At 74.5% G+C, this 26,545-nt stretch carries 21 protein-coding genes and 1 pseudogene; 6 read left to right on the top strand and 16 right to left on the bottom strand.

What is annotated here, in order from left to right; translation table 11 throughout:
- Nucleotides 1-82: 82 nt before the first annotated feature.
- On the top strand, nucleotides 83-1,351 hold the full coding sequence (gene serS, locus ACL02T_RS04635; protein ID WP_412829409.1) for a serine--tRNA ligase: 1,269 nt from the start codon (nucleotides 83-85) through the stop codon (nucleotides 1,349-1,351).
- A gap of 110 nt (nucleotides 1,352-1,461) precedes the next feature.
- Here serS and ACL02T_RS04630 read toward each other — a convergent pair whose 3' ends face one another.
- The 5 genes and pseudogenes from ACL02T_RS04630 to modA form a co-directional block, all read right to left on the bottom strand.
- Nucleotides 1,462-2,697, bottom strand: coding sequence for a S8 family peptidase (locus ACL02T_RS04630; protein ID WP_412829408.1), 1,236 nt, complete (start codon nucleotides 2,695-2,697; stop codon nucleotides 1,462-1,464).
- A gap of 167 nt (nucleotides 2,698-2,864) precedes the next feature.
- Nucleotides 2,865-3,467, bottom strand: a complete 603-nt coding sequence (locus tag ACL02T_RS04625; RefSeq protein WP_412829747.1) for a TOBE domain-containing protein — start codon at nucleotides 3,465-3,467, stop codon at nucleotides 2,865-2,867.
- 39 nt (nucleotides 3,468-3,506) lie between these two features.
- Nucleotides 3,507-3,938: pseudogene (locus tag ACL02T_RS04620) on the bottom strand (ATP-binding cassette domain-containing protein); the annotation flags it as partial.
- A gap of 50 nt (nucleotides 3,939-3,988) precedes the next feature.
- Complete coding sequence (locus ACL02T_RS04615; protein WP_412829407.1) at nucleotides 3,989-4,825, bottom strand: ABC transporter permease; 837 nt, start codon at nucleotides 4,823-4,825, stop codon at nucleotides 3,989-3,991.
- Nucleotides 4,826-4,887: 62 nt separating this feature from the next.
- On the bottom strand, nucleotides 4,888-5,673 hold the full coding sequence (gene modA, locus ACL02T_RS04610; protein ID WP_412829406.1) for a molybdate ABC transporter substrate-binding protein: 786 nt from the start codon (nucleotides 5,671-5,673) through the stop codon (nucleotides 4,888-4,890).
- A 182-nt stretch (nucleotides 5,674-5,855) separates the two neighbouring features.
- Here modA and ACL02T_RS04605 point away from each other — a divergent pair, with 182 nt between their 5' ends.
- Nucleotides 5,856-7,058 carry an acyl-CoA dehydrogenase family protein gene (locus ACL02T_RS04605; RefSeq protein WP_412829405.1) on the top strand — a complete coding sequence of 401 codons (1,203 nt, stop codon included), beginning with the start codon at nucleotides 5,856-5,858 and terminating at the stop codon, nucleotides 7,056-7,058.
- Nucleotides 7,059-7,137: 79 nt separating this feature from the next.
- Here the strand turns inward: ACL02T_RS04605 and ACL02T_RS04600 are convergent, their stop codons facing one another.
- Nucleotides 7,138-9,231 carry a DEAD/DEAH box helicase gene (locus ACL02T_RS04600; protein WP_412829404.1) on the bottom strand — a complete coding sequence of 698 codons (2,094 nt, stop codon included), beginning with the start codon at nucleotides 9,229-9,231 and terminating at the stop codon, nucleotides 7,138-7,140.
- 603 nt (nucleotides 9,232-9,834) lie between these two features.
- Here ACL02T_RS04600 and ACL02T_RS04595 point away from each other — a divergent pair.
- The 3 genes from ACL02T_RS04595 (at nucleotide 9,835) to ACL02T_RS04585 (ending at nucleotide 11,690) form a co-directional block, all read left to right on the top strand.
- Nucleotides 9,835-10,155 (top strand): hypothetical protein, encoded by a 321-nt coding sequence (locus ACL02T_RS04595; protein WP_412829403.1) that lies wholly within the window; start codon nucleotides 9,835-9,837, stop codon nucleotides 10,153-10,155.
- A gap of 177 nt (nucleotides 10,156-10,332) precedes the next feature.
- A complete protein-coding gene (gene moaA / locus ACL02T_RS04590) occupies nucleotides 10,333-11,394 on the top strand; it encodes a GTP 3',8-cyclase MoaA (RefSeq protein WP_412829402.1) in 1,062 nt (353 codons plus the stop codon).
- 14 nt (nucleotides 11,395-11,408) lie between these two features.
- The gene (locus ACL02T_RS04585; RefSeq protein WP_412829401.1) at nucleotides 11,409-11,690 is read left to right on the top strand and encodes a MoaD/ThiS family protein; all 282 of its coding nucleotides are present in this window, start codon (nucleotides 11,409-11,411) and stop codon (nucleotides 11,688-11,690) included.
- Between the two features lie 137 nt (nucleotides 11,691-11,827).
- Here the strand turns inward: ACL02T_RS04585 and ACL02T_RS04580 are convergent, their stop codons facing one another.
- From ACL02T_RS04580 to mftF, 6 genes are all read right to left on the bottom strand, one after another.
- Nucleotides 11,828-12,841: a P1 family peptidase gene (locus ACL02T_RS04580; RefSeq protein ID WP_412829400.1), complete on the bottom strand. Its 1,014-nt coding sequence runs from the start codon at nucleotides 12,839-12,841 to the stop codon at nucleotides 11,828-11,830.
- Between the two features lie 299 nt (nucleotides 12,842-13,140).
- Nucleotides 13,141-13,887 (bottom strand): SRPBCC family protein, encoded by a 747-nt coding sequence (locus ACL02T_RS04575; RefSeq protein ID WP_412829399.1) that lies wholly within the window; start codon nucleotides 13,885-13,887, stop codon nucleotides 13,141-13,143.
- A 153-nt stretch (nucleotides 13,888-14,040) separates the two neighbouring features.
- Nucleotides 14,041-14,892 (bottom strand): FAD binding domain-containing protein, encoded by an 852-nt coding sequence (locus tag ACL02T_RS04570; RefSeq protein WP_412829398.1) that lies wholly within the window; start codon nucleotides 14,890-14,892, stop codon nucleotides 14,041-14,043.
- On the bottom strand, nucleotides 14,889-17,384 hold the full coding sequence (locus tag ACL02T_RS04565) for a xanthine dehydrogenase family protein molybdopterin-binding subunit (protein WP_412829397.1): 2,496 nt from the start codon (nucleotides 17,382-17,384) through the stop codon (nucleotides 14,889-14,891). Before ACL02T_RS04565 ends, ACL02T_RS04570 begins: the two co-directional genes overlap by 4 nt.
- Nucleotides 17,385-17,387: 3 nt before the next feature.
- Nucleotides 17,388-17,900, bottom strand: coding sequence for a (2Fe-2S)-binding protein (locus ACL02T_RS04560; protein WP_412829396.1), 513 nt, complete (start codon nucleotides 17,898-17,900; stop codon nucleotides 17,388-17,390).
- Between the two features lie 276 nt (nucleotides 17,901-18,176).
- The gene (mftF, locus tag ACL02T_RS04555) at nucleotides 18,177-19,601 is read right to left on the bottom strand and encodes a mycofactocin biosynthesis glycosyltransferase MftF (RefSeq protein WP_412829395.1); all 1,425 of its coding nucleotides are present in this window, start codon (nucleotides 19,599-19,601) and stop codon (nucleotides 18,177-18,179) included.
- 62 nt (nucleotides 19,602-19,663) lie between these two features.
- Between mftF and ACL02T_RS04550 the strand changes: the two genes are divergently transcribed.
- Nucleotides 19,664-20,815: an alkaline phosphatase family protein gene (locus tag ACL02T_RS04550; RefSeq protein ID WP_412829394.1), complete on the top strand. Its 1,152-nt coding sequence runs from the start codon at nucleotides 19,664-19,666 to the stop codon at nucleotides 20,813-20,815.
- Here ACL02T_RS04550 and ACL02T_RS04545 read toward each other — a convergent pair.
- The 4 genes from ACL02T_RS04545 to ACL02T_RS04530 form a co-directional block, all read right to left on the bottom strand.
- Nucleotides 20,802-21,359 carry a Uma2 family endonuclease gene (locus tag ACL02T_RS04545; RefSeq protein WP_412829393.1) on the bottom strand — a complete coding sequence of 186 codons (558 nt, stop codon included), beginning with the start codon at nucleotides 21,357-21,359 and terminating at the stop codon, nucleotides 20,802-20,804. The two genes, ACL02T_RS04550 and ACL02T_RS04545, sit on opposite strands and share 14 nt — an antisense overlap.
- 108 nt (nucleotides 21,360-21,467) lie before the next feature.
- Nucleotides 21,468-22,175: a mycofactocin biosynthesis peptidyl-dipeptidase MftE gene (mftE, locus tag ACL02T_RS04540; RefSeq protein ID WP_412829392.1), complete on the bottom strand. Its 708-nt coding sequence runs from the start codon at nucleotides 22,173-22,175 to the stop codon at nucleotides 21,468-21,470.
- A gap of 64 nt (nucleotides 22,176-22,239) precedes the next feature.
- Nucleotides 22,240-24,108 (bottom strand): mycofactocin system FadH/OYE family oxidoreductase 2, encoded by a 1,869-nt coding sequence (locus ACL02T_RS04535; RefSeq protein ID WP_412829391.1) that lies wholly within the window; start codon nucleotides 24,106-24,108, stop codon nucleotides 22,240-22,242.
- Nucleotides 24,105-26,495, bottom strand: a complete 2,391-nt coding sequence (locus ACL02T_RS04530) for an oxidoreductase (protein WP_412829390.1) — start codon at nucleotides 26,493-26,495, stop codon at nucleotides 24,105-24,107. Before ACL02T_RS04530 ends, ACL02T_RS04535 begins: the two co-directional genes overlap by 4 nt.
- Between the last annotated feature and the right edge of the window lie 50 nt (nucleotides 26,496-26,545).

The following is a 26,545-nucleotide window of genomic DNA, read 5'->3' as shown; positions in this document are numbered from 1 at the left end:
CTGCCGACGACCCACCCCCGACGCCACCTCCTGTCGGGGAGGAGCGGGAGAACGCCGTGCCGTCGGGCGATACGCTCGGGCGATGCACGACCCCCGCGTCCTGCTCGATCCCGCCACCGACGCGGTGCGCAAGCTCGCGCGCCGCGGCTACTCGCTCGACCTGGAGCGCCTCGAGAAGCTGCTGGGCGGCCGCAACGCGGCCATCCAGAAGGGCGACGAGTCCCGGGCCGAGGCGAACCGGCTGCAGAAGGCGGTCAAGGGGGCGTCCCCGGAGGAACGGCCCGGCCTCGTCCGGCAGGCCCGGGAGACGAAGGCCGCGATCACGCTCGCCGAGGAGGAGCACCGCGAGCTCGAGGCCCAGCTCACCGAGTACCTCCTCGAGATCCCGAACCTCCCGGCGGACGAGCTGCCCGACGGCGCCAGCGACGAGGACGCCGAGGAGGTCCGGACCTGGGGCGAGATCCCGGTCGTCGAGAACCCGCTCGACCACGTCGACCTCGGCGAGAAGCTCGGGATCCTGGACCTGGCGCGCGCGACCAAGCTGTCGGGTCCGCGGTTCGCGGTGCTCAAGGGCCGCGGCGCCGCGCTCGAGCGCGCGCTCGCCCGCTTCTTCCTGGATCTGCACACCGAGCGCCACGGGTACACCGAGTGGTCGGTGCCGGTGCTCGTCACGCGGCCGACCATGACGGGCACGGGCCAGCTGCCCAAGTTCGAGCAGGATCTGTTCCGCACCGAGGTCGCCGACCGGGAGCTGTTCCTCATCCCCACGGCCGAGGTGCCGCTGACCAACCTGCACGCCCGCGAGACCCTCGCCGCCGAGGGGCTCCCGCTGGCCTACACCGCGCAGACGCCGTGCTTCCGCTCGGAGGCCGGGTCCTACGGCAAGGACACCCGCGGGCTGATCCGGCTGCACGAGTTCTCGAAGGTCGAGCTGGTCCGGATCGTCGACCCGGCGCGCTCGCGCGAGGAGCTCGAGGTCCTGCTCGGTCACGCCGAGGCCGTCGTCCAGGCGCTGGGGCTGGCCTACCGGGTCGTCCGGCTCGCGGCCGGCGACATCGGCTTCTCCGCCGAGTACACCTACGACATCGAGGTGTGGCTGCCCAGCCAGGGCCGCTACCGCGAGGTCAGCTCGGTCTCGGACTTCGGCACCTTCCAGGCCCGCCGCGCCGCCATCCGGACCAAGGCCAAGGACGGCACCCGCGGGTTCGCCGCCACCCTCAACGGCTCGGGCCTCCCGATCGGCCGCACCCTCGTCGCCGTGCTCGAGCAGGGGCAGCAGCCCGACGGCAGCGTTCGCATCCCGCCCGCCCTCGTCCCCTACACGGGCTTCGAGGTCCTCGAACCCGCCTGACCGACCCGCGAGTCGGCACTCCCGACTCGCGCTGCAGGAAACCCCCGACTCGCGGTGCAGTAGTGCCGTTCGTGCGGACCTGCTGCACACGAGTGCCGTTCGTGCAGTCGTCAGAGGCCGGCGGTGTTGAGGAGCAGGTTGGGGGTGCCGCCCGTCTCGCCGCCCGCGATCGTCCCCGGCACCGCGTTGTCCACGAGCCACTTCTTGATCGTGGAGCTCGGGGCGTCGCCGTAGGTCTGCTTGTACAGCGCGGCGACGCCGGCGGCGAAGGGCGCGGCCATCGAGGTGCCGGTGTACGAGGCCGTCCGGCCGCCGGGTGTGGTGGCGACGATGCTCGTCCCGGGCGCGTAGAGGCTCACGCAGGGCCCCGTGCTCGACGAGCTGTTGCGCCGGTCGTCGATCGTCGAGTTGGCCACCACCAGCACCTCGGGGGCGGCGCGCGGGGCGGCAGCGCAGTCGTTCGCACCGCTGTTGCCGGCCGAGGAGGCGACGAACACGCCGTCGTCGACCAGGTTCGTCACGGCGGAGAGCAGCGCGTCCGAGGGGCCGTAGCTCCAGGACATCACCGCCACCGCCGGGCCGGCCCGGTGGTTCTGCAGCACCCAGTCGAGGCCGGACAGCAGCGAGGAGAGGGTGCCGGAGCCCTGACAGTCGAGCACCTTCACCGCGCGGACCTGCGCGTCCTTGGCGACGCCGTAGTCGCGGGACGCGGCGATCCCGCCGACGACCGTGCCGTGGCCGTCGCAGTCGGTGTCCGTGTCGTCGATCGTGTTGGTACCCCAGCTCGCGCGCCCGCCGAACTGGGGGTGGGTGACGTCGACGCCCGTGTCGACCACGTAGACCGTGACCCCCCGGCCGGTGGCGCGGGTCGTGTAGCGCTCGTCGAGCGGCAGGCCGCGCTGGTCGATGCGGTCGAGGCCCCAGTTCGGCGGGTTCTCCTGGGTCGCCTCGGTGAGCCCGGGGAGCCGCCCCGTCCGGGGCCCGAGCGGGTCGATGCGCCGGTCCTCCTCGATCCCGAGGATCCCCGGGAGCCCCCGGAGCCGGGCGAGCTGGTCCGCGGTGAGCCGGGCGGCGAAGCCGGTCAACGCCCTGGTGAACACCGTGTTCGGGGCGACCCCGACCTGCGCCGCGGCGTCGGTCGCCCGCTGCGAGTCCCGGGCGAGGACGACGTAGTCGCCGGGCAGGCCCGCCGCGGCCGGTGCACCCGCGAACAGGTCGGCGGAGACCGCGGGCCCCGCCGTGTCGGTGGTGTGCCCCCCCGGACTCGCCAGCGCGACGGACCCGGTCACGGGGAGGAGCCCGACGGCGATCGCGACGCAGACGAGCCGCAGCAGCTGACGTGTCACGGAAAGCGACGGTAAGGCCCGATCGCCCTGCGACATAGGTACACGATAGTGGCTCGGGTGACCCTTGTGACCGATGAGGTGACCGTCGGTTGCAGGAGTGGACGAGGTGTGAACGCCCGACCCGGGCGATTCGCCCCGGCACCGGGCGATCATCAGGGCGGCCCGTCCTACCCCGCGCGGTGGATCTCCACCTCGGTGGCCTTGACCGCGAACCAGAGGAGGCTGCCGGGCTCGGCTCCGAGGTCGGCCACCGCGGCGGGCGTGACGTCGGCGGCGAGGCCGTCGAGCCAGCCCGGTCCGCCCTCCCGCGGCGCCGCCCGCAGCCGGACGACGTCCCCGCGCGGCTCGATCGAGGCCAGGCGCACCGGCAGGACGTTGCGGGGGCTGCCGTGCGGCTCCTCGGCGAACACCGCCACCGCGGACGGCGGGAAGACGGCCACGGCCGGCTCCCCCCCACCGCCCGGCGCACCACGTCCCGACCCGTCCACACCCCCCGGCTGCCCGTCCCGCCCGGCGATCACCGTGCCGTCGTCGGTGCGCAGCGCACCGACCGTGCGCACCCCCGGGATCAGGTCCAGGCCCGCGATCCGGGCGGTGAACGGGCTGCGCGGGCGCCCGAGCACCTCCCGCGTCGACCCCTGCTCCACCACCCGCCCGTGGGTCAGCACGACGACCCGGTCGGCGAGCACCAGCGCGTCGAGCGCGGAGTGGGTGACCAGGACCGCGGTCTGCTTGCCGTCCCGGATGACCCGGCGCAGCAGCGAGCGCATGGCAGGCGCGGCGTCGACGTCGAGGGCGGCGAGCGGCTCGTCGAGCAGCAGCAGGCCGGGCTCGGGGGCGATGGCGCGGGCCAGGGCGACCCGCTGCTGCTGCCCACCGGAGAGCTGAAGGGGCCTGCGCCCGGCCAGCCCCGGGACGTCGGGCAGGACGTCGGCGAGCAGGGCCCGCGCCCGGGCCTCGGCCTCCCGCTTGGGTACGCCCTGCGCCCGCGGCCCGAACGCCACGTTGGCCCCGGCCGTCATGTGCGGGAAGAGCAGCGCCTGCTGCGCGAGCAACCCCACCCCGCGCCGGTGCGGGGGCACGAAGACCCCCGCCCGGACGTCCGTCACGGTCTCGTCGCCCACCCGGACGTGCCCGGCGTCGGGCCGCAGCAGCCCGGACAGGATGCCGAGCAGCGTCGACTTGCCCGCGCCGTTGGGCCCGAGGACGGCGACCACCTCGCCGGGCCCGGCCGAGAGGGCCACCTCCAGCGAGAACGCACCGCGGTCCAGGCGGACGTCGACGTCGAGACTCACGAGAGCCCCTCGGAGCCGCGCGGGCGGCCGACGACGATCACCAGGATCGCCACCACGACCAGCAGCAGCGACAGGGCGACGGCACCGTCGACGTCCGTCTCCCGCTCCAGGTACACGAGCAGCGGCAGCGTCCGGGTCGTGCCCTGCAGGCTGCCGGCGAAGGCGATGGTGGCGCCGAACTCCCCCATGCACCGGGCGAACGCCAGCACCGCACCCGAGGCGAGCCCGGGCAGGACCAGCGGGACGGTGATCCGCCGGAAGGCCAGCGACGGGGAGGCGCCGAGGGTGGCCGCGACCGCCTCGTAGCGCCGGCCGGCGGTGCGCAGCGCCCCCTCCAGCGCGACGACGAGGAAGGGCAGGGCCACGAAGGTCTGCGCCAGCACGACCGCGGCGGTGGTGAAGGGGATCGTGATGCCGAAGGCCAGGTCCAGCCCCCGCCCCACCAGCCCGGTCCGGCCGAGCAGGAACAGCAGCGCCAACCCCCCGACGACGGGCGGCAGCACGAGCGGCAGCAGCACGACCGAGCGCACCGTCCGCAGGCCGGGCAGCCGGGAGCGGGCGAGCACCACGGCGAGCGGGCCGCCCAGCACGATGCACAGGAGGGTGGAGATCGCGGCGGTCTGCAGGGAGAGCCGGAGGGCGTCGAGCGCGGAGTCGCTGAGCAGCAGCTCCGGCATCCGCGCCCAGTCGGCCTTCCACAGCAGCCCCACCACGGGCAGCGCGATCAGCAGGAACGCGAGCCCGGCCGGGATCCAGACGAACCACGGGAGCCCGACCGACTGCTCGTGCCGGTCGGGTCCCCGCGCGGCCCGGGTGGCGGGTGGCGCCGTCATGCCGTGCTCACGCCCGGCTCACGACGGGCTCACGACCGGGCCCACGGCGCTCGCGGCGGGGCTCACGGCGCGCCGAAGCCCTGCGCCTCGAGCGTCGTGCGCCCGACGTCGCCGGTCACGAGGTCGACCCACTGCTGCGCGAGGCCGGCCTGCGGCCCGTTCTTCACCACGGCGATGGGGTACTCGTTCACCGCGGCGTCGGCCTCGGGGAAGGTCACCCCCTGCACCGTGTCCCCGGCCGCGCTCACGTCGGTGACGTACACGAGCCCGGCGTCGGCGTTGCCGGTGGACACCTTGCTCAGCACGGACTTGACGTCGTTCTCCTCGCTGACCGGGTCGATCGTGACGCCGGCGGCCTGCTCGACCTTCTGGGTGGCCGCCCCGCACGGTACCTGCGGGGCGCACACGACCGTCTGCACGTCCGGCCGGGCGAGGTCGGCGAGCCCGGTGACGTTCTTCGGGTTGCCGGGCGGCGTCGCGATCTCCAGCACGTTGGTGGCGAAGGTGACCGGGGCGGCGGCGGTCAGGCCCGCCTCGGCGACCGTCTTCATCGTCGAGGTGTTCGCGGCCGCGAAGACGTCCGCGGGGGCCCCGTTCACGATCTGCTGGGCGAGGTCGGACGATCCGGCGTAGTTGACGGTGACGTCCACGCCCGGATGGGCGGCCTCGAACTGCTTCTCCAGCGCGGTGAACGACTCCGTCAGCGAGGCCGCGGCGAACACCGTGAGCGTGCGGACCTCGGGGGCCGCCGACGATCCACCCGTGCCGGATGCCTGCGACGGCGAACCGCACGCCGCGACGAGCACGACGGCCAGGCCGGCGACGCCCGCGACCACCAGACGCTTCATGAACTTCCTCCGGGGATTCCACCACGACGTTCGCGGACGGGACGACAGCCACCGCGAGCGATCCGGAATTGCGGCACGGGCGGGATCCTATGTCCGCGGATGCGCGATTCGCCACCCGCTGCGGGACGCACATCACGCCGACGGCGTTGTTTAATGCAGCTGCATTGTGGTGTCATGCCCCCGTGGACTTCGAACCCAGCGCCGCCGCTGCCGACTACACCAAGCGCATGCGCGCGTTCCTCGACGAGGAGGTCCTCCCCGCCGAGGCCGCGTACGACGCCTTCCGCGCCGAACGCCGCGGGACCCCGCAGGAGTGGGACCTGCCGCCCGTCGTCGAGGAGCTGAAGGCCTCCGCGCGCGGGCGCGGGTTGTGGAACCTGTTCCTGCCGGCGATCTCGGGGCTGTCGAACCTGGAGTACGCCGCCGTGGCCGAGGTGTCGGGCTGGTCGCCGGTCATCGCGCCGGAGGCGATCAACTGCCAGGCCCCGGACACCGGGAACATGGAGACGCTGCACCTGTTCGGCACGCCCGAGCAGCAGGAGCAGTGGCTCGACCCGTTGCTGGAGGGCGAGATCCGCTCGGCGTTCGCGATGACGGAGCCGCAGGTCGCCTCCTCCGACGCCACGAACGTGGAGACCCGCATCGAGCGCCAGGGTGACGAGTACGTCGTCAACGGCCGCAAGTGGTGGATCTCCGGCGCCGCCGACGAACGCTGCCGGATCTTCATCGTCATGGGCAAGACCGACCCCGAGGCGGCCAAGCACCGCCAGCAGTCGATGGTCCTGGTCCCCCGCGACACCCCGGGCCTGGAGATCACCCGGCACCTGCCGACGTTCGGCTACCAGGACCAACACGGGCACTCCGAGCTGCGCCTGACCGACGTGCGGGTGCCGGTGTCGAACCTGCTCGGCGAGGAGGGGGGCGGGTTCGCCATCTCCCAGGCCCGCCTCGGACCGGGCCGCATCCACCACTGCATGCGGCTGATCGGCATGGCCGAGCGCTCCGTGGACCTGATGGTCCGCCGGGCCAAGGACCGCGTCGCGTTCGGCCGGCCGCTGGCCGACCAGGGCGTGGTCCGCGAGCAGATCGCCCTGTCCCGCATGGAGATCGAGCAGTCCCGGCTGCTGGTGCTCAAGACCGCCTGGCTGATCGACAAGTTCGGCGCCAAGGGCGCGGCCAGCGAGATCGCCGCGATCAAGGTCGTGGTGCCGCGGATGGCCTGCACGGTGATCGACCGCGCCATGCAGGTCCACGGCGGCGCCGCGATGAGCGACGACTTCCCGCTCGCCTACTTCTACACCTGGGCCCGGGCGCTGCGCTTCGCCGACGGCCCCGACGAGGTGCACCTCCGCTCGGTCGCCCGGCAGGAGCTGGCCCGGCACTGAGGACCGAGCGGCCGGCTCCGCGCGAGCGCCGTCGAGGAGGTCGGCCAGGCCGTGACCGCCGGGCCGGGCGGGTGTCGCCCTACCCGGCCCGGCGGTGGCCGTCGGACGCCTCCTGGGAGGGCGAGGCGTCCGACAGCGCATCGGTCAGCAGCGTGACGAGAGCCTCGAGCTGCACGTCGGCCGACGACCCGACCTCGTCGTCGGAGCCGTCGAGGGCCTGGGCGGCGAGGCCCGCCTTGCTGTCGATCAGCTCGGCGATGCGCGCGTCGACGGTCTGCGCGGCGATGATCCGCCAGGCGGTGACGGGCTCCGTCTGGCCGATGCGGTGGCTGCGGTCGATGGCCTGGGTCTGCTCCGCCGCGGTCCAGGAGAGCTCGGCGAGCACGATGTTCGACGCGACCTGGAGGTTGAGACCCACGCCCGCGGCCGTCAGGGAACAGACCGCGACGGCGACGTCGGGATCGCCGGTGAAGGCGTCGATCTCGCGCTGCCGGGCCGCAGGGGTCTGGTCGCCGCGGATCGAGGAGAACCGGACACCCTGCCTGGCGAAGGTCTCCTCGGCGGCGTCCATCACGTCGACGTGTTTGGCGAAGAAGACCACCTTGCCCGCGCTGCGGGCGAGCTGGGCGGCGTAGTCGGCGGCGAGGGCGGCCTTGGCCCGGCCGATGCGGCGCATCATGCCGAAGACGTTGTCGCCCGCGGACGACGACGTCGCGTCCTTCAGCTCCCAGCGGGCGACCTGCCGCACCAGGTCGTGGTCGACGCCCTCCACCACCGCGCCCGCCCGACGGGTCGTCAACGCGTCGGAGTACCGGGCCACCAGGCGGCGGGCGAGGTCCCGCTCGGCCGCCCGGATCGAGCGGCCCGCCTGCCCGTCCAGCTCGACGGGGAGGTCGGCGATGCGCCGGGCCGGGATGTCGGCGGCCACGTCGACCTTGCGACGGCGGACGATGCCGAGATCCACGACGGCCCGGCGGGCGGCGGGGTAGAAGCCGGGATCGGCCGGGGTCAGGCCGGTGGCGGTGAGGGCGTTCATCAGCTCCGCGCGCGGGGCGGTGTCGTCGATCCAGCCGAGGAACTGCCAGATGGCGAGGAAGTCCTCGATGTCGTTGATCAGCGGGGTGCCGGTGAGCGCCATCAGCAGCGGGCGGGGGGTCCGCGACCGGATGCGGTCGGCCAGCTGCAGGACGTGCCGGGAGCGCTGGGCGGTCTTGTTCTTGATGAAGTGCGCCTCGTCGACGACCATCCCCCGGAAGCCGAAGTCGCCGAGCCAGCCCATGTGGCGGTCCAGCACCTCGTAGTTGACGACGACGATGTCCGCGAACCCGTCGAGGGAGTCGCCGTTGCCCTGGATCAGGGTGGCCGGGTGACGGGGGGTCCACCGCTCGGCCTCGCGGACCCAGTTCGTCTTGACGACGTTGGGCACGACGACGAGCAGTGGGTAGGCGTCCGCCGCCTGCGCGGCGAGCAGCGACTGGGCGGTCTTGCCCAGCCCGGGCTCGTCGGCGAGCAGGAACGTCCGGTGGCCGGCTTCCACCGCGGCGACCAACCCGGCCTGGTGCGGCATGAGCTGCTGCCCGCCCGGGGCCCGACGCGGGGACGGGTCGGGGAGGCTCATGCACGCCGCGGCCCCGCCGCCCGCACGCTCGAACGAGCGCAGCAGCGGGCCGAGCAGCTCCCACCCGGCCAGCGGCGTGGGCCGGCGCGCACTCGGCCGGGGCGCCGAGAAGTCGGGGGCGAGGAAGGGGTTCGCCAACTGCCGGGAGACCACCGCCTGGGGCACCACGCGGGGCCTGGCGGGTGCGGCGGGGACCTCCGCGGCGTCGTCCGCCTGCTCGGGCCCGGGCTCGGGTCCGGTCTCGACGCCCGCGGTCCGCAGCACCTCGCGGCTCAGCGAGCGGGCCTCGTCGGAGACGACGGCGTCGTCGTCGAGCAGCGCCAGGAGCGTCGGCTCGCGGACGGCGCTCATGGCCAGGGCCTTCGCGATCCCGTCGACCCGCTTGAGCTGCTCGGCGCGGTGCCGCTCGCTCGTGCCCTGCTCGGCCCGCACCCGGGCGCGCTCCTCGCGCAGCAACAGCGCCACGGCCTGGAACTTCGTGCGTGTCGTCGGCGACACCCGGCCGCGGCGCAGCGCGGCCTCGACCTCGCGCACCGAACGCGCGAGCACCGACATGACGTCGGTCGCACCGTCGCGACCGCGGCGGCGGTCGCGGGGGACACCACGGCGAGCCCTCGTCCGGGGCCTGCCTCCTCGAGCCAACGAATCCTCCTCGGTGTGCCCGGCAGGGCCGCTCCGGCGGCCGTGCCGCACACGCATGCAACGGTCCGGCGATGGGTGTCGCCCGGGGAGCCCGACCATGGCTCCCACGAGAGGCGACTCGAACCATCCACCTGGGGAGATCACGGCGGCCCCGGGGCTCCGGGAGCTCGCACCGGGCGAGCACGCGGGTACCGGTCCCGGCACCCGCGGACGGGCCGTGCCGAGCCGCGACGGGCTCGGCGGAGCCGGATCTCCCGGTCCAGGGTACCGGCTGCGGCCGGTCCGCGCCGCGGCACCGCCCGCCGTCCCCCGAACGGCCCTTGCCCGGCCTCCCGCGGCCGGGCACGGTGGAGCGCCCGGTCGAGGGAGGCGATGTCCGTGAGCAGAGTCCCCGCCCGCGGGAGCCGAACGGTGTCCGGGCCCGGTTCCGCCATCTCCCTCCCGCCCGACGAGCCACCCGCCGACGGCGGGTCCGGGTCCGGCTCCTGACCGCACGCACCACCACGGGAGTCAGAGATGCTCACGATGACCGACATCCAGACCAGGCTCGCCGAATGCCGGGAGAAGTCCGACGCCGCGCTCCGGGCGGCCGAGGCGGACACGGGCGCGTCCGTCGTCCTGCTCGCCGTCGTCCGGGAGTTCGACGGCAAGGCGGCGAAGGCGGGGCGGCTGGCCGCCGAGAGCGACGCCGCCGCCCACGACGCCGTCGTCGAGCTCGAGCAGGCCGCCGACAGCGCCAAGGCGGCGGCGGAGGCCGACCCCGGCCTCGACGCGAAGGCCCGCGAGGCCGTGCTCGACGCGCACCTCGCGATCTGCATCCTCAAGACCGAGATCTGACCCGGCACCCGGTGCCCCTACCGATGGGGTGATCCTCGTCCTCCGGACAGGCCGCGACGCCGTCGCGGGCCGCTCCTGCGTGCCCGCGACGGCGTCCGACTCCGCATCTGCGGAGCCTTCTGACCTGGCGTTTTCCGCCCTGGTTGAAGATCGCGGAAGCCGGTTACCCTCGTGCACGTGACGGCAACCGAGCTGGGTCTCCCCGCACTGCGGGGGACCGCGAAGCGGGACCCGCGCCGCCCCGACGACAGCCGCCTGATCGACGGGTTCGGCCGGGTCGCCACCGACCTGCGCATCTCGCTGACCGATCGATGCAACCTGCGCTGTACCTACTGCATGCCCGCCGAGGGGCTCGACTGGATGCCGCGCGAGGAGCAGCTGACGGACGCGGAACTGGTCCGGCTGATCACGATCGCGGTCCGACACCTCGGCGTGCACGAGCTCCGCTTCACCGGCGGCGAGCCGTTGCTGCGCAAGGGCCTCGAGGAGGTCATCGCCGCCTCCGCCGCCCTCGAGCCCCGCCCGGACATCTCGCTGACCACCAACGGCATCGGGCTGGCCCGCCGCGCCGGGGCGCTGGCCGCGGCCGGGGTCAACCGGCTCAACGTCTCGATGGACACGCTGCGCCCCGAGCGCTTCGCCACCATCACCCGCCGCGACCGGCTCTCGGACGTGCTGGACGGGCTCGCCGGGGCCCGCGCGGCGGGCCTGGACCCCGTGAAGATCAACAGCGTGCTGCTGCGCAGGGTGAACGACGACGAGGCCACCGACCTGCTGGCCTTCGCCGTCGAGCACGGCTACGAGCTGCGGTTCATCGAGCAGATGCCGCTCGACGCCCAGCACGGCTGGGAGCGCAGCGAGATGATCACTGCGGGCGAGATCATGGAGAAGCTGTCCGCCCGCTTCACCCTCACCCCCGACGGCGAGGAGCGCGGGGGCGCCCCGGCCGAGCGTTACCTGGTCGACGGGGGCCCGGCGCGGGTCGGCGTGATCGCCTCGGTCACCCGGCCCTTCTGCGGCGCCTGCGACCGCACCCGGCTCACCGCCGACGGGCAGGTCCGGGCCTGCCTCTTCGCCCGCACCGAGACCGACCTGCGGTCGCTGGTCCGGGGCGGCGCGAGCGACGCCGAGATCGCCGACGTCTGGCGGGACGCGATGTGGGGCAAGCTCGCCGGGCACGGCATCGACGATCCCGGGTTCCTGCAGCCCGACCGCCCGATGAGCGCGATCGGCGGGTGAGGAGGATGGGTTCGGTGACCACCGACGCGACCGGCACCGGCGTGCGGACCGTGACCGTCCGCTACTTCGCTGCCGCCAGGGCCGCGGCCGGCCGGGACGCCGAGACCGTCGAGGTGCCGCGCGAGGCCGGCGTGGCCTCGCTCGCCGAACTCCTCGCGGAGCGGCACGGCCCGGAGCTCGCGCGGGTGCTCGCCCGCTGCTCCTACCTCGTGGACGAGGTCGCGGTGCGGGACACGGAGCGGGTGCTGCCCGAGGCCGCCGTCGTCGACGTGCTGCCCCCCTTCGCGGGCGGCTGAGCCGGGCCGGCCGGCGGGGTCCTCGGACGACCAGCCTGTGCGGGGCCGGTGGTCGGGGCCCGCGGATCCGTGCGGTGACGGCACCGAGGCGAGCCGCAACCGCACGAATCCGGTGGTGCCCCGCGCCACGATCCCGCTCAGAGCCCGGCGAGTTGCCGGTAGGAGGGCCACGAGCCGCCCGCCGTCGTGACCGGGGTGGCGGCCAGCACCGCGTGCACCACGGCGCGGGTGACGACGTCGGCCGCGGCCGCGTGCAGCGCGTACAGCTCCTCGGCGCCCGGGACCGGGCGGTCGCCGGTGGCCAGGGCGAAGATCGTGTCGCCGTCCATCACGGTGTGCACGGGGTCGAGCGAGCGGGCGAAGCCGTCGTGCGCGACCGTCGCGAGCCGCCCGCACCCGGCCTTGTCCAGGGTCGCGTCCGTGGCGACGACCGCGAGGGAGGTCGCCGTCCCGGGGGTCAGCGTGCCCCGCCGGCGCAGTGCCGCCGCGAGCTCCCCGATCGCCTCCGGCGACACCTCGTCGTCCGGGAACTCCCCCGGCAGCCCGTGCCGGGCCCCCAGCAGCCGCCCGGTCGGGCCGTGCACCGGCGAGCCCGCCGCGTTCAGCGCGACGAGGGCGGCGACCGTCGTGCCGTCGTCGAGGACCACGCCGGCGGTGCCGATCCCACCCTTCAGCCCGCCCGCCGTCGCGCCGGTCCCCGCGCCGACCACCCCCGCCGGCACGGGACCCGAGGTGGCCGCGTCGTACGCCGCGGCCCCGGTGTCCGCGGTCGGGCGCGCCGCGAACCGGCCGCCGCGGCCGAGGTCGAAGAGCACCGCGGCCGGGACGATCGGGACGACGCCGCCCGGCACCGCGAAACCGTCCCCCGCCGCCTCGAGCCGGTCCATCACACCCTGGGCGGCGGCCAGGCCGTAGGCGCTGCCGCCCGACAGGACGACCGCGTGCACCCGCTGCACGGTGTTGCCGGGGGCCAGCAGGTCCGTCTCCCGCGTGCCGGGCGCGGCCCCCCGCACGTCCACCCCGGCGACCGCGCCCCCGGGCGGGCAGAGCACGACGGTGGTGCCGCTCAGCGCGTCGTCCGCGGTCAGGGCCGCGTGGCCGACCCGGATGCCGGGGACGTCGGTGATCGCGTTGTGTGGTCCGGCGTGCATGCCCCGATCCTCGCACCCGGACGCGCTGCTCCACCCCGTCGCCGCCGGGCGGGCGCCATGATCGCCGGCTACGTGCATGCAGCGTTGACCACCCGACCGCGAGCGCACCGAGCCGGCGATCACCGGCCGCGACGACCGGCCCGCAGCGGCGTCGTGATCACCGTCCCGGTGCAGTGACGGCCGACCGCACCACCGTGAGCACACCGAGACGGAGTTCAGCGGCGTTGACACACCACGCGGGAACACCGAGGGCCGGCGACCCGATGGGTCGCCGGCCCTCGACCGTGCGTGTGCCCGGCTCAGCTCTTCCGCAGGCTCCGGACGATGACGAAGATCGCGAGCAGCACGGCGAGCACGCCCGCGACCGGGACGAGCCGCTTCATGATCGGGGCGCCCGCGGTGTCGAGCAGGTCGATGGCGTCGACGGTGCTCTTCATCGGGGCGGGCGTGGTGGTGGCGGGCTTGGCCGCGCTCCCGCTCGGCTCGGTGCCCATCGGGGACGGCGTGGTCGCGTCGGGCGTCTCGGCCGCCACGCCGCCCGCGGTCGGGGTGGCGGGGGCGGCCGTCGTCGCCGGAGTGACCGGCTCGGCCGGCGTCTCCTTCTCGGTCAGCTTGTCCGCGAGGCAGGACGAGAACTGGCCGATGATCTTGTCGGCGACGTCCGAGATCACGCCGCGGCCGAACTGGGCGGGGCGGCCGGTGATGGTCATGTCGGTGACCATCGTGACCTCGGTCTTGTCCGGGCCGTCCGCCCTCATCGTGCCGGTGACCTTGGCGCTCGCGGTGCCGTTGCCCCGCGAGTCCCGGCCGTTGGCATCGATCACGACCTTGTGGTTCGCGTCGTCGCGCTCGACGTAGGTGCCCTTGCCCTTGTACGTCAGCGAGATCGGGCCCAGCTTGACCTTCACCGTGCCGGTGAAGGAGTCACCGGTGTACTCGGTGAGCGTGGCGCCGGGGAAACAGGGCGCGACCGTCTCCGGGTTGTTCATGGCCGCCCATGCCTCGGCGACGGGCGCGGCGATCGTGAACTTGTTCTCCAGCTGCATGACTTCCAGTCTCCTCGTCGGCGAGCCGCGCCCGGCGGGTGCGGGCGGGCTCCTGGTAGGAGAAACGGCCGGACGCCTGCCCGAGGTCCCCGGGCAGGCGTCCAGCCGTCTCGCGGGTGCCCACGGAAGTGGCCTCCGCCCCGCGGGCTGCCCTCAGCCGGCGGCCGCCAGCACCGCTCGGCCGGTGAGCACCCTGGCCAGGTGCTCACGGTAGTCGGCTGCGGCATCGGCGTCACTCGGAGCGGCCGTTCCCTCCGTCGCGTGCTCGGCCGCGGCGCGGACGGCGTCCGCGGTCGCGGCCTGGCCGACGAGCGCCTGCTCGACGCCGGTGGCCCGGATCGGGGTGGTGCCCATGTTGGTCAGGCCGATCCGGGCCTCGGCGATGGAGCCGCCCTCCACCCGCAGCGCGGCGGCGACGGCCACCATGGACCAGGCCTGCGCGGTGCGGTTGAACTTCTCGTAGTGCGTGCTCCAGCCGGTGTACTTCGGGAACCGGACCTGCGTGAGGATCTCGCCCTCGCCGATCGCGGTGGTGAAGTAGTCGACGAAGAACTCGCTCGCCGGGACCGTGCGGGTCCCGGACGACCCGGCGATCACGAACTCGGCGTCGAGCGCCAGGGCGACCGCGCCCAGGTCACCGGCCGGGTCGGCGTGCGCCAGCGCGCCGCCGAGCGTCCCCCGGTGGCGCACCTGCGGGTCCGCGACGGTCGCGGTGGCCTGCGACAGCAGGGAGACGTGCTGCTTGACCAGGTCGTCGCGCATGACGTCGTGGTGCGGGGCCATGGCTCCGATGGCGACCCGGTCCCCCTCCTCGCTGATCTGCCGCAGCTCCGGGATGGCGCCCAGATCGATGACGACCGACGGCGCGGCGAGCCGCAGCCGCAGGACCGGCAGCAGGCTCTGCCCGCCGGCCAGGATCTTGGCGTCCTCCCCGCCCTGCTGGAGCGCGCTGACGGCCTCCTCGACCGTCGACGGCCGGACGTAGTCGAACTTGGCGGGGATCACTGGACCTCTCCCTCGGAAATCTCACGCGGCGGGTTGTTGGGGTCGATGGAGCCGAGGCCGGCACCCGGCGAGTGGGTGTCGATCGGGGTCTCCTGGGTGGAGCGGCCCTTGGCCTCCTGGATCGCACGCCACACGCGCTGCGAGGTCGTCGGCATCTCGATGTCCTGCACCCCGAGGTGCCGGATCGCGTCGAGCACGCCGTTGACGATCGCCGGGGTGGAGGCGATGGTGCCCGCCTCGCCCACGCCCTTGACGCCGAGCGGGTTCGACGTGGCCGGGGTGCTGACGATCTCCGTGGTGAAGCTCGGCAGGTCGGCCGACGACGGCAGGGTGTAGTCGACGAAGGTGCCGTTGACCAGGGTTCCCTGGTCGTCGTAGTTGGCTTCCTCGAACAGCGCCTGCGCGATGCCCTGGGCGAGGCCGCCGTGGACCTGGCCCTCCGCGATCAGCGGGTTGACGACGTTGCCGATGTCGTCGACGCAGACGTAGTGGCGCAGCTTCACGCGGCCCGTCTCGGTGTCGACCTCCATGGCCGCGAGGTGGGTGCCGTGCGGGAAGGAGAAGTTCTCCGGGTCGTACACGGCGTCGGAGTCGAGCGAGGGCTCCATGCCCTCCGGGTAGTCGTGCGCCATGAACGCGGCGAACGCGATCTCCTGGATCGCCTTCCCCTTGTCCGTGCCGCGAACGGTGAACTGCCCGGCGTCGAACTCGATGTCGGCCTCGTCGGCCTCGAGCAGGTGCGCGGCGATCTTCTTGGCCTTCTCGACGACCTTGTCCGCGGCCATCGTGATCGCGATGCCGCCGACCACCAGCGAGCGGGAACCGTAGGTGTCGAGGCCCTTGGGCGACGACGCGGTGTCGCCGTGCAGGATCTCGACGTCCTCGAACGGAACGCCCAGCTTGTCCGCGACGATCTGGCTGAACGCCGTCTCGTGGCCCTGGCCGTGCGCGGAGGCGCCGGTGATGACCTCGACCTTGCCGGTGGCCAGCATCCGGATGCTCGCGGCCTCCCAGCCGCCGGCACCGTAGGACAACGAGCCGAGCACGCGCGACGGCGCGAGGCCGCACATCTCGGTGAAGGTCGAGATGCCGATGCCCAGCTGGACCTGGTCACCCCGCTCGCGGCGCTCGGCCTGCTCGCGGCGCAGGGCGTCGTAGTCGAAGAGCTCCTTGGCCCGGGCGGTGGCCTGCTCGTAGTTGCCCGAGTCGTAGGTCAGCCCGCACACCGTGGTGAACGGGAACTCCTCGTGGGAGATCCAGTTCTGCTCGCGCAGCTCCAGCGGCTCCCGGCCGAGCTCGACGGCGAGCTCATCGATGATGCGCTCGATGCCGAAGGTGGCCTCGGGGCGACCGGCGCCGCGGTAGGCGTCCGTCAGCGTCTTCGTGGTGAAGACGTTGGTGTCCTGGAAGCGGTAGGCCGGGATCTTGTAGATGGCGTTGAACATGAACGCGCCCAGGATCGGCACGCCGGGCCCGACCAGCCCCAGGTAGGCCCCCATGTCGGCGAGGAGCTTGACGTCCAGGGCGGTGATCGTGCCGTCCTTGCGCGCCGCGATCGTGATGTCCTGGATCTGGTCCCGCCCGTGGTGGGCCGTGAGCATGCTCTCCGACCGGGTCTCGGTCCACTTGACCGGCCTGCCCAGCTTCCGGGCGAGCAGGACCGTCATCATCTCCTCGGGCAGCACGCCGATCTTGCCGCCGAACCCGCCGCCCACGTCGGGAGCGATGACTCGGACCTTCGACTCGGGGATGCCGAGCGTCACCGTGGTCATGGTGCGCAGGATGTGCGGGATCTGGGTGGCCGACCAGATGACCATCTGCTCGCCGGTCGGGTCGACCACGCAGGAGCGCGGTTCCATGAACGCCGGGATCAGGCGCTGCTGACGGAACCGGCGCCGGACGACGACCTGGTCCGGGTCGGCCTCGGCCGCGGCGATCGCGTCGGTGGCGCTGCCGCCGGTGCCGGCCTCCGCGGAGTCGAAGACCCAGGTGGCCGACTCGTTGGTGCCCAGCTCGGGGTGCACGAGGGTGGCGCCCTCGGCGAGCGCGGCCTCCATGTCGAGGACCGGGTCGAGCGGGTCGTAGTCGACCTCGACGAGCTCGGCGGCGTCCTTGGCCTCGGCGGCGCTGCGCGCGACGACGACGGCGACGCCCTCACCGGCGAAGTGGACGGCGTCCTTGGCGAGGACGGGACGCTGCGGCGCCTTCTGGTCCGGGGTGATCGGCCAGGCGCACGGCATGCCGATCTCGTCGGCGCCCAGGTCGGAGACGGTGTAGACGCCGTGGACGCCCGGGGCGCGCTTGGCCTCGGCCGTGTCGATGCTCGTGATCCGCGCGTGCGCCAGCGGAGAGCGGACGACGGCCACGTGCAGGGTCCCGGGCGGGGTGATCGCGTCGGTGTAGCGGCTCCGGCCGGCGATCAGGCGCGCGTCCTCCTTGCGGGCGCGGGCCTTGCCGAACTCGAGTGCGGTGGTGTCGGCGGTCGCGGTCATCTCTCAGTCTCCTGCGACGGGGGCGGGCGTCTCGGTGGGGGCGGACGCGCCGGGCTTCATCGTCTGGGCCGCACGCTGTACCGAGCGGACGATGTTCTGGTAGCCGGTGCAGCGGCAGAGGTTGCCCTCGATGCCCTCGCGCACCTCGTCCTCGTCGGGGTCGGGGTTGTCCCCGAGCAGGTCGACGGCGGCCATGATCATGCCCGGCGTGCAGTAGCCGCACTGGAGCCCGTGGCACTCGTTGAAGGCCTTCTGCACGGGGTGCAGCTCGCCGTCGCGGGCCAGGCCCTCGATGGTCAGCACCTCGCCGCCGTCCGCCTGGACCGCGAGCACCGAACAGCTCTTCACGCTCTGCCCGTTCAGGTGAACGGTGCAGGCACCGCAGTTGCTCGTGTCGCAGCCGATCAGCGTGCCCGTCTTCCCGAGCCGTTCCCTGAGGTACTGGACCAGCAACATGCGGGGCTCCACCTCGTCGGCGTAGTTCACGCCGTCGACGGTGACCCGGACCTCTGCCATGAGTCTCTCTCCCAACCGCGGTGGTGGTCGCGTCCTCCGGGAGAGCCACCGGTGGCCGGTGCGCTCTCGGGCCGCGCACGCATCTGTGGCGGCGAGCACATCACACTCCCGATCTTCATGACGTGCAAGGCACTCGGACGAACCTCCGTAGAGCGACGACGACCCCGTCCGACGTCACTCCGTATCCGCGGATCGAAAGCGACCAGTCCTCCGCAGCCGCGGCGGTCACGGCGGAAGTCAATCACCCGTCCGGACCAGACCTGACGGAGGGTGCCGCTACTTCCGACCGGGTGAGACCGGGAGCAGTGCGGCGGTGTCGCGTGCCTTCCACGCACCCCACCAGAGCCCCGTGCCGTACGCCACGTCGTCCAGGCGGTGGGCGACCAGATGGGTCACGGGGCCCGGCCGGGCGGCCGGGTCGTGCCCTCGGTGGGTCCACCAGTCCCCCAGCCCCTCGACCACGGCGGCGAACAGCACCGCGCGCCGCGCCCGCCGGGAGAGGGGCAGCAGGGCCGCGGCGAGCGGCCAGTGGTGGCGCAGCAGGGCGTTGGCGACCTGCAGACCGGCACCGGAGAGCCCCAGCCCGGCCAGGCGGGCCGCCGAGAGCCGCGGCCGCTGCAGTCGCGAGAGCTTGCGGGACAACCGTTCCGCCGCGAGACCCGTCACGACCGCGGCCGCCGGCACGGACCACCGGCGCTGCGCCAGCAGCGCCGCGCAGGCCGCCGCGGTCCACGGGCTGAGCACCATCGGCGGGACGGCACCTCGGTGCCGGCGGGCCAGCGGCGCGGCGCCCGTGCCGTAGAACGCCTTGCGCACCCACCAGGCACGTGGCGACGTCCGGTGGTCGTGGGCGACCCGGGCCGCCGGTTCGTAGCGCAGCCGCCGGCCCTCGGCGTGCAGCCGCAGCACGAGGTCCACGTCCTCGGCCACGTGCATGTCCTCGTCGAACCCGGCACCGACGGCCTCGCGGCGCACCAGCATCGCGGCGCTCGGCACGTAGGCGACCCGGCTGCGCGGCACGATCAGTGCGGGATGGGGACCGAGGTCGAGGCTGGACCGCACGGCTTCGTAGCGTGCGATCGGGCCGCGCACCGGGTGCAGGGCGACGATCCGCGGGGCCACGAGCGCGACCGCGGGGTCGGCGAGGTGCTCCAGCAGCGGGTCGAGCCAGCCCTCCTGCGGCACGACGTCGGAGTCCAGGAACATCACGAGCGGCGTGGTGGCCGCGGCCAGGCCGGCGTTGCGGGCGGCGGCCGGCCCGCGCGGGGTCTCGTGCCGGATCACCCGGCCGTGCGCGGCCTCCACCGTGGCGGCGAGGCCCGCCGGATCCGCGCCGCCGTCGTCGACCACGACCAGGCCGCCGAGATCGGCGGGCAGGGCGGCGAGCAGCCGGTCGAGGGGCCGGTCCTTCACCGGGACGACGACGGTGACCTCGCCCGGGCCCGGGCCGCCCGGGATCGGGTGGGCCGGGTGGGCGAAGCCGGAGTCGAGCAGGGTGCGGGCCAGCGCCCGGGAGGTGGGGTCGGCGACGGTCACCGTGTCGCCGTCGCCGAGGACGGCCTGCGCCCGCGCGGTCAGGTGGACCAGCTTCGGCGGCGCCCCGCCGAGCAACGCCGCCCCGCCGTCCCGTCCGGCCAGCCGTCGGACCCGCCGGTCCAGCGTCACCCGCATCCCGTCCGGCAGGGCCCCCGTCGTGTGCACCGGGGAATCCAAACACGCCGCTGCGGTGCCGGGGCCGCCCCATGCCGTGGGACCCTCACGCCGTGCCCTCCGGTGATCCGCTCCTCCCCCGCTACGGCGAGGGCTCGCTGGCCGAGGTGTTCCCGGCCGTCCTCGCCGCGCTGGACGTCCCGGGGCCGGCACCCGCGATCACGCTTCCGCAGGTGCGCGCGGCCGCGGTCCTGCTGGTCGACGGACTGGGCGCCGAGCTGCTCCGGGCCCACGCCGAGGACGCCCCGTTCCTCTCCTCGCTCCCGGGGGAACAGCTGACCGTCGGGTTCCCGGCGAGCACCTCGATCAGCATCACCTCGCTCGGCACCGGGCTGCCGCCGGGCGGGCACGGCGTGGTCGGGATCAGCTTCCGGGCCTGCGGGGACGCGCTGCTCGACTCCCTCAAGTGGACGACCTACGGCGATCCCGAGCCTGCCGACCTGCGCGAGACCCTGCCGCCCGAGCAGGTGCAGCCCGCGCCCACCGCGCTGGAGCGGGCCGCGGCCGACGGCGTGCGGGTCACCTCGGTGGGCCCGCGGGCCTTCCGCGGCTCGGGTCTCACCCGCGCGGCCCTGCGCGGCGGCCAGTACCGCGGCGTGCTGGCGCTCGGCGACCTCGCCGCCGAAGTGGTCGACGCGCTCGACGGGCCGGGCCGCCGACTCTGCTACGGCTACCACGCCGATCTCGACACCCTCGGCCACGTGCACGGGCCCGGCTCGGTGGCGTGGCGCTACCAGCTGCGGCAGATCGACCGGCTCGCCGCGACCATCGCCGACCGGCTGCCACCGGACGCGCTGCTCGCGGTCACCGGCGACCACGGCATGGTGCAGGTGACCCGCCGCTACGACGCCGACCAGCTCACCCCGCTGCGGCTCGGCGTCCGGCTCCTCGGCGGCGACCCGCGGGCCCGGCACGTCTACGTCGAGGAGGGCGCGCTCGACGAGGTCCACGCCGCCTGGCAGGAGACCCTCGGTGACGACGCCTGGATCGTGACCCGGGACGAGGCGGTGGCCGCGGACTGGTTCGGCCCGCTCGGGCCGCACGTCGCCCAGCGGATCGGGGACCTCGTCGTGGCGCTGCGGGGATCGGCGGGGGTGGTGCGGACGCTCGCCGAGCCCGTCCTCGCCGGCCTGCCCGGCCAGCACGGCTCGCTGACCGCGGAGGAGCAGCTCGTGCCGCTGCTGGTGGCGACTACCGCGCGGTGAGGCGGTCGAGGTCGAGGGTGACGGGGACGCCGGCGACCAGGGGCGAGGCGCTGCCCGTCCACTCCCCCGTGAGCTCGTACCCGCCGTCGACGAGCTGGAAGGTCGTGAGGGTCACCTGGTCGAGGAGGTCGACGAGCCAGTACTGGCGGATCCCGGCGTCCGCGTACTCGGAGTACTTCAGCACCCGGTCGATCCGCCGGGTTCCGTCGGAGAGGATCTCGACGGCGAGCAGCACCTCCGCCACGTCGGCTCGCGCCCGGGTCGGCTCGTACACGTCGGTCCGCATGACGACCACGTCCGGGGCCCGGATCGTCAGCGGCGACTCCTCCAGCATGACCTCGACATCGCTGAGGGCGATCAGATCGCCGGGGAGGGCCTCGTCGAGCCGGGCGGTGAGACACAGACAGGCCCGCTGGTGACCGAACATCGGCTTCGCCGACACCACCAACATCCCTTCGGTCACCTCGAGGCGCAGGTCGCCGTTCTCGGGCAACGCCTCCCACTCGGCGAGCGTGATGGGGTGGTCGGGCCACGTCAGGCTCATCGTGCGTCTCCTTCCCGAACCCATGATGGCAGCCCCGACCGACGATCCGGCGCAGCTCGGCCCGGTCGGGCGCGCGGAACCGGGGCATCGTTCACCAGCGCGAACGGCTCAGCTCCCGAACGCCAGGCGCCCCGTCCCCTCGTCCGGCTCCCACCGCTCGACGGCGGCGGCGAGCGAGTCGGTCATCGCGGCGAGCAGGGCCTCCCCCTCCTCGGCGGAGGCTCCGCGCGGGTCGCCGAGGATGCCGTTGCGACTCACCCCGGCCACCCCCTTCTCCCGCATCTCCGGCAGCAGCTCCCGCAGCGGGGCGGTCGCGCCGGGCTCGCGCTCGGGGCCGACCCGGGCTCCGAGCGCGAGCATCAGGGAGGTCTCGGTGCGGCCGGCGTGCGCGTCGCCGCGGACACCCGGAGCCACGCAGGGGACCCACGCGGCGTCGCGGCCCTCGTACCGCAGCAGCCGGACGGCCTCGACCAGGGTGCCGACGTTGCCGCCGTGGCCGTTGACGAACACGAGCCGGGCCGCCCACCGGCAGGCCGAGCGACCGAGCTCCACCAGGACGGCCCGCAACGCCTCGTGCCCGATGGACACGGTCCCCGGGAACCCCTCGTGCTCACCCGCGGCCCCGTAGGCGACGGCGGGGGCAAGCACCAGATCGGGGTCGCGCTGCTCCATCCGGGCGGCGACGCGCTCGGCCACGCGCACGTCGGTCGTCAGGGGCAGATGCGGTCCGTGCTGCTCGACCGATCCGACCGGGACGACCAGGGTCCGGGGTGGACCGTCGGTGAGGGTCGTCCACGTGAGCTCGTCGGTCCTCACCGCTGACCTGCGACAACGCAGTTGCCCACAGCGTCGGTCCACAGGTGGACACCACTCTCGGGTTTCACAGGTTCACCGCCAGCCGCTCGCCGTCACGGAGTGCGGCGTCCATCCGCCGCGGGGCCAGGCAGTCACCGATCCGGTGGACCCCGGACCGGTGACGCAGCGTGGACCACAGGGCGTCGTCGGGCTCGGCGGGGAGCGCCAGGACCACGGCGTCGACCTCCCTCGTCTCCGTCCTCCCGGTGGGATGGTGCACGAGGGTCGCCCGGCCCGGCTCGACGGCCGTCACGAGCCGGTCGGTGCTGAGCCGGATGCCCGCCGCGTGCGCCCGGCGGCGGAAGCCCTCACGGTCGAGCGTCAGCCCGAGGTCCTGGCCGACCACCATCCCCGGGGTCACGATCTCCACGGCGCAGCCGCGGGCGGCCAGCAGCTCGGCCACCGAGGTGGCGTGGTGGAACCCCAGCTCGTCGACGACGAGCACGGCGCCGGTGGGCGCGGCGCTGCCGTCGATCACGTCCCGGACGTCGAGCGTGCCGGGCCGGCGGGCGGGCCGGGCGCCCGTGGCGAGGACGACGACGTCGGCGCTTCCGAGGTGGTCCGGCTCCCCGTGCACCATCTCGACCCCGGCCCGTTCGCACTCGGCCACGAGGTCCCGGACGACGTGGGCGAGCTCGCCGCGCCCGGGCGCGAGGGCGGCGAGGGCGAGCTGGCCGCCGAGCCGGTCGCGCTCATAGAGGGTCACCCGGTGCCCGCGGGCGGCCGCGGTCGCGGCGGCGCGCAGCCCGGCCGGCCCGCCCCCGACCACGGTCACCCGGCGCGGCACTCCGGGAGCCGGCAGCGGGACGGCCTCGTGCCCGGCGCGCGGGTTGACCGCGCAGCCGAGCGGGCGGTTCACCCCGACCCGGCCGACGCACTCCTGGTTGCAGCCCACGCACACCCGCGTCGGGCCGCCGGGGGCGGCGAAGTCCGGGGCGGCGATCTGGCCGCGTGCGACGCCGACGAGGTCGCAGTGCCCCTCGACCAGCGCCTGCTCCGCGACGGCGGGCTCGGTGAAGCGGCCGACCGCGACGACCGGGATCCGCACGGCCGCGCGGATCGCCGAGGGGATGAAGGTCGCGTAGTGGGCCGGCGTGTGCATCGAGGCCTCGATCAGGTGCAGCGACGCGGTCGCCACGCCGATCGAGGTGTTGAGGTGGTCGACCTCGCCCGTCCGCTCGAGCAGGCGGGCCAGGGCGACGCCCTCATCCAGCCCGATGCCGCCCTCGATGCCCTCCTCACCGCCGATCCGCACGCCGAGGACCCGGTCGCCGAGCTCCCGCCGGACCGCCGCGACGACCCGCAGGAGCAGCCGCGCGCGGTTCCCCAGGCTCCCGCCGTAGTCGTCGTCGCGGTGGTTGGTGGCGGGCGAGAGGAAACAGCGGATCAGGGAGGCGTGCGAGCACTGCAGCTCGACGCCGTCGAACCCGCCCTCGACGCAGTGCCGGGCGGTCAGGGCGTAGCCGGAGACCACCTCGTCGAGGTCGGCCTCGCTCATCGCGACCGGGACCTCGCGGAACATCGGGTCGGGCACGGCGGAGGGGCCGCGGACGGGCTCGCGGGAATACATCCCGCAGGACTGCGGGCCGTTGTGGTTGAGCTGGGCGAGCACGGCCGCGCCCTGGGCGTGCACGGCCTCGGTGATCGCGCGGTACCCGGGCAGCACCGCCGGATCGTGGCCGCGGATGAGCTTCTCGTAGGGGCGGTCGTGCGGGTGGACCGAGTGCTCCTCGGTGATCACCAGCCCGGCACCGCCCGCGGCCCGCGCGGCGTAGTAGGCGGCGTGCTGCGGGGTGGGCCGGCCGTCGGTCGCGTAGCCGGTGAGGTGAGCGGTGAAGACGATCCGGTTGCGCAGGGTCAGCCGGCCGACGCGCAGCGGTTCGTGCAGCATCATGAGCTGCCCCCGGAGGGGCTGTCGGCCCCCACGACCTCGGCTGAGCTGCGCAGATACTGCACCGCGCGCCGCCCCTCCCGCACCGCCTCGTGCACGGTCCGGGGCGCCACGCAGTCCCCCGCCACTACCAGCCGTCTCCCCGCACCGCCCTGCGAAACCCCGCGAGTCACGCTCTGGGCTCCCGCGAGTCGCGCCCTGGGCTCCCCCGAGTCGCGCCCCGAGCTTCCGCGAGTCGCGCCCTGGGCTCCCCCGAGTCGCGCTTCGGTCTTCCGCGAGTCGGGTTCTGGGCTTCCGCGAGTCGCGCCCAGGGCTCCCCCGAGTCGCGCCGTGAGCTCCCGCGAGTCGCGCCCCGAGCTTCCGCGAGTCGCGCCCAGGGCTCCCCCGAGTCGCGCCGTGAGCGCATCTGTGTCGTCGAGCTGGCCGACGTGCAGGAGGTGGGGATGCCCGCGCCACAGACCGTCGTCGGGAAGGCGGTGGGCGCAGTCGATCACCACCGTGCAGGGGATCTCCCGGGCCGTTCCGTGGTCGACGTCGGTGAGCAGCGCGGTCCCGCCCCCGACCGACCGGAGGCGCGCGAACAGCTCCCGCGCGACGCCCGCCCGCTCGAGCCGGCCGTTGGCGTCGGCGAGGTCGCCGGTGCGGGCGAGTTGGGTGCCGGCGACGGCGTCGGGCGTGACGAGCGCGCACGGCAGCCCGGCCGCAGCCACCTGCTCCGCGATCCCGAGGCCCGTCCAGTCGCCGACCGGGTCGTGCACGACGACATGGGCGCCGGCGGGCAGCACGGCGGCCGTCGCATCGGGCGCGGGCGGGTCGGACGGGCGGCGGGGTCCGGCCGCGGCGAGCACCGCGGCCTCGAACTCGCCCGCCGGCAGCACGACGACGTCCGGCCCGGCCACGAAGCCCACCGGCGAGGGCACGGACCCGGTCGCGAGCACGACGTCGGCGGTCAGATCCGCCAGACGTGCCTCTGCGCCGAGGGCCACCTCCACGCCCAGCCGGTCGAGCTCGCGCTCCCACCATTCGACGAGCAACCCGAAGCGGGCGCGACCGTGCACGGCCGCCGCGTGCCGCAGCGCACCGCCGAGCTGCGGAGCCCTCTCCATCAGCCGCACCCGGTAGCCGTACAGCGCCGCCGTCCGGGCGGCCTCCAACCCCGCCGGACCCCCGCCGACGACGACGAGATCGCCCGCTCCGTCCACGGGTGCGAGCGGGAGCGCCGGGTCGAGCGTCTCGTGACCCGACCGCGGCTCCGCCTCGTCGGTGATCAGCGGGTTGCGCGGGTCGCGGGCGCGGTGCTGGTTGGCGAGGGTGCAGGGGCGGATGCGTTCCGGCGTCGCGGCGCGGACGTGCGCGACGAGCCGAGGGTCGGCGATCTGCGCCCGCGTCATCTCGACGAGTGCGATCCCCTCGTCGAGCGCCGCCTCCGCCATCTCCGGGTCCACCACGCTGCCCTGCAGCACGATCGGGACGCCGAGCCCGAGGAGGCTGAGCGCAAGGGGGCGGTTGAAACCGGGCGGGGTGTGCAGGTCGGGACGGGTCGCGGGGATGGTCAGCCCCGAGCCACGTACGGGCACGAGGTAGTCGACGAGCTGCGCAAGGCTCGCCGGCTCACCCGGAAATGCCGTCTCGGTCTCGTGGAACTGCCGACTCGCGGGAGCGGAGGGCGCGACTTGCGGACGCCCAAAGCCCGACTCGCGGGAGCCCACAGCGCGACTCGCGGAAGCCCAGAGCGCGACTCGCGGGGTGGAGAGGAGGGCGTGGGCGGAGGCGGGGGTGATGCCTGCCCAGGGGGCGAGCTCGTCGCAGCAGAGCCGCACGCCCAGGACGTGGTGCGGGCCGAGCGCGGCACGCACCGCCCCGACGACCTCGCGGAGGAGCAGGGAGCGGTCCTCCCCGTAGGCGTCGGGGCGGTGGTTGGTCAACCCGGACAGGAACTGCCGCAGCAGCGAGTGCTGGCCCGCCTGGATCTCCACCCCGTCGAGTCCCGCGGCCACCGCCTCCGCCGCGGCCGCGGCGAACCCGGCGACGAGCGCGTCGATCTCCGGCTGTTCCATGACCTGCGGGACCTCGCGGGACACGACGTCCGGCACCCGGGAGGCGCCCCAGAGCGCCCGCCCGGTGAACGCGCTGGTGCCCTGCGCGCCGGCGTGCCCGAGCCCGGCCAGGACCAGCGTGTCGGGGCACGCCGCACGGATCGCCCGCCACCCCGGCACGCACTCCGGGGCCAGTGGCGCCCGCTCGTACGGCCGGTCCGACCCGTGCACCGACGCCGTCTCGGTGACGATCACGCCGCACCCGCCCGCGGCCCGCTCGGCGTAGTAGGCGACGTGCCGCTCGGAGAACCCGCGCTCGCGCCCGAGGTTGGTGACGTGCGGTCCGAACAGCACGCGCGACGGTGCCGTTCGACCCCGCAGCACCACCTGACCGGCCAGCGCAC

This window comes from Pseudonocardia oceanicola, from assembly GCF_047200735.1.
Taxonomy (GTDB): Bacteria; Actinomycetota; Actinomycetes; order Mycobacteriales; family Pseudonocardiaceae; genus Pseudonocardia.
Note: the sequence above shows the minus strand (reverse complement) of the source record. Positions and strands in the feature narration are given on the sequence as shown.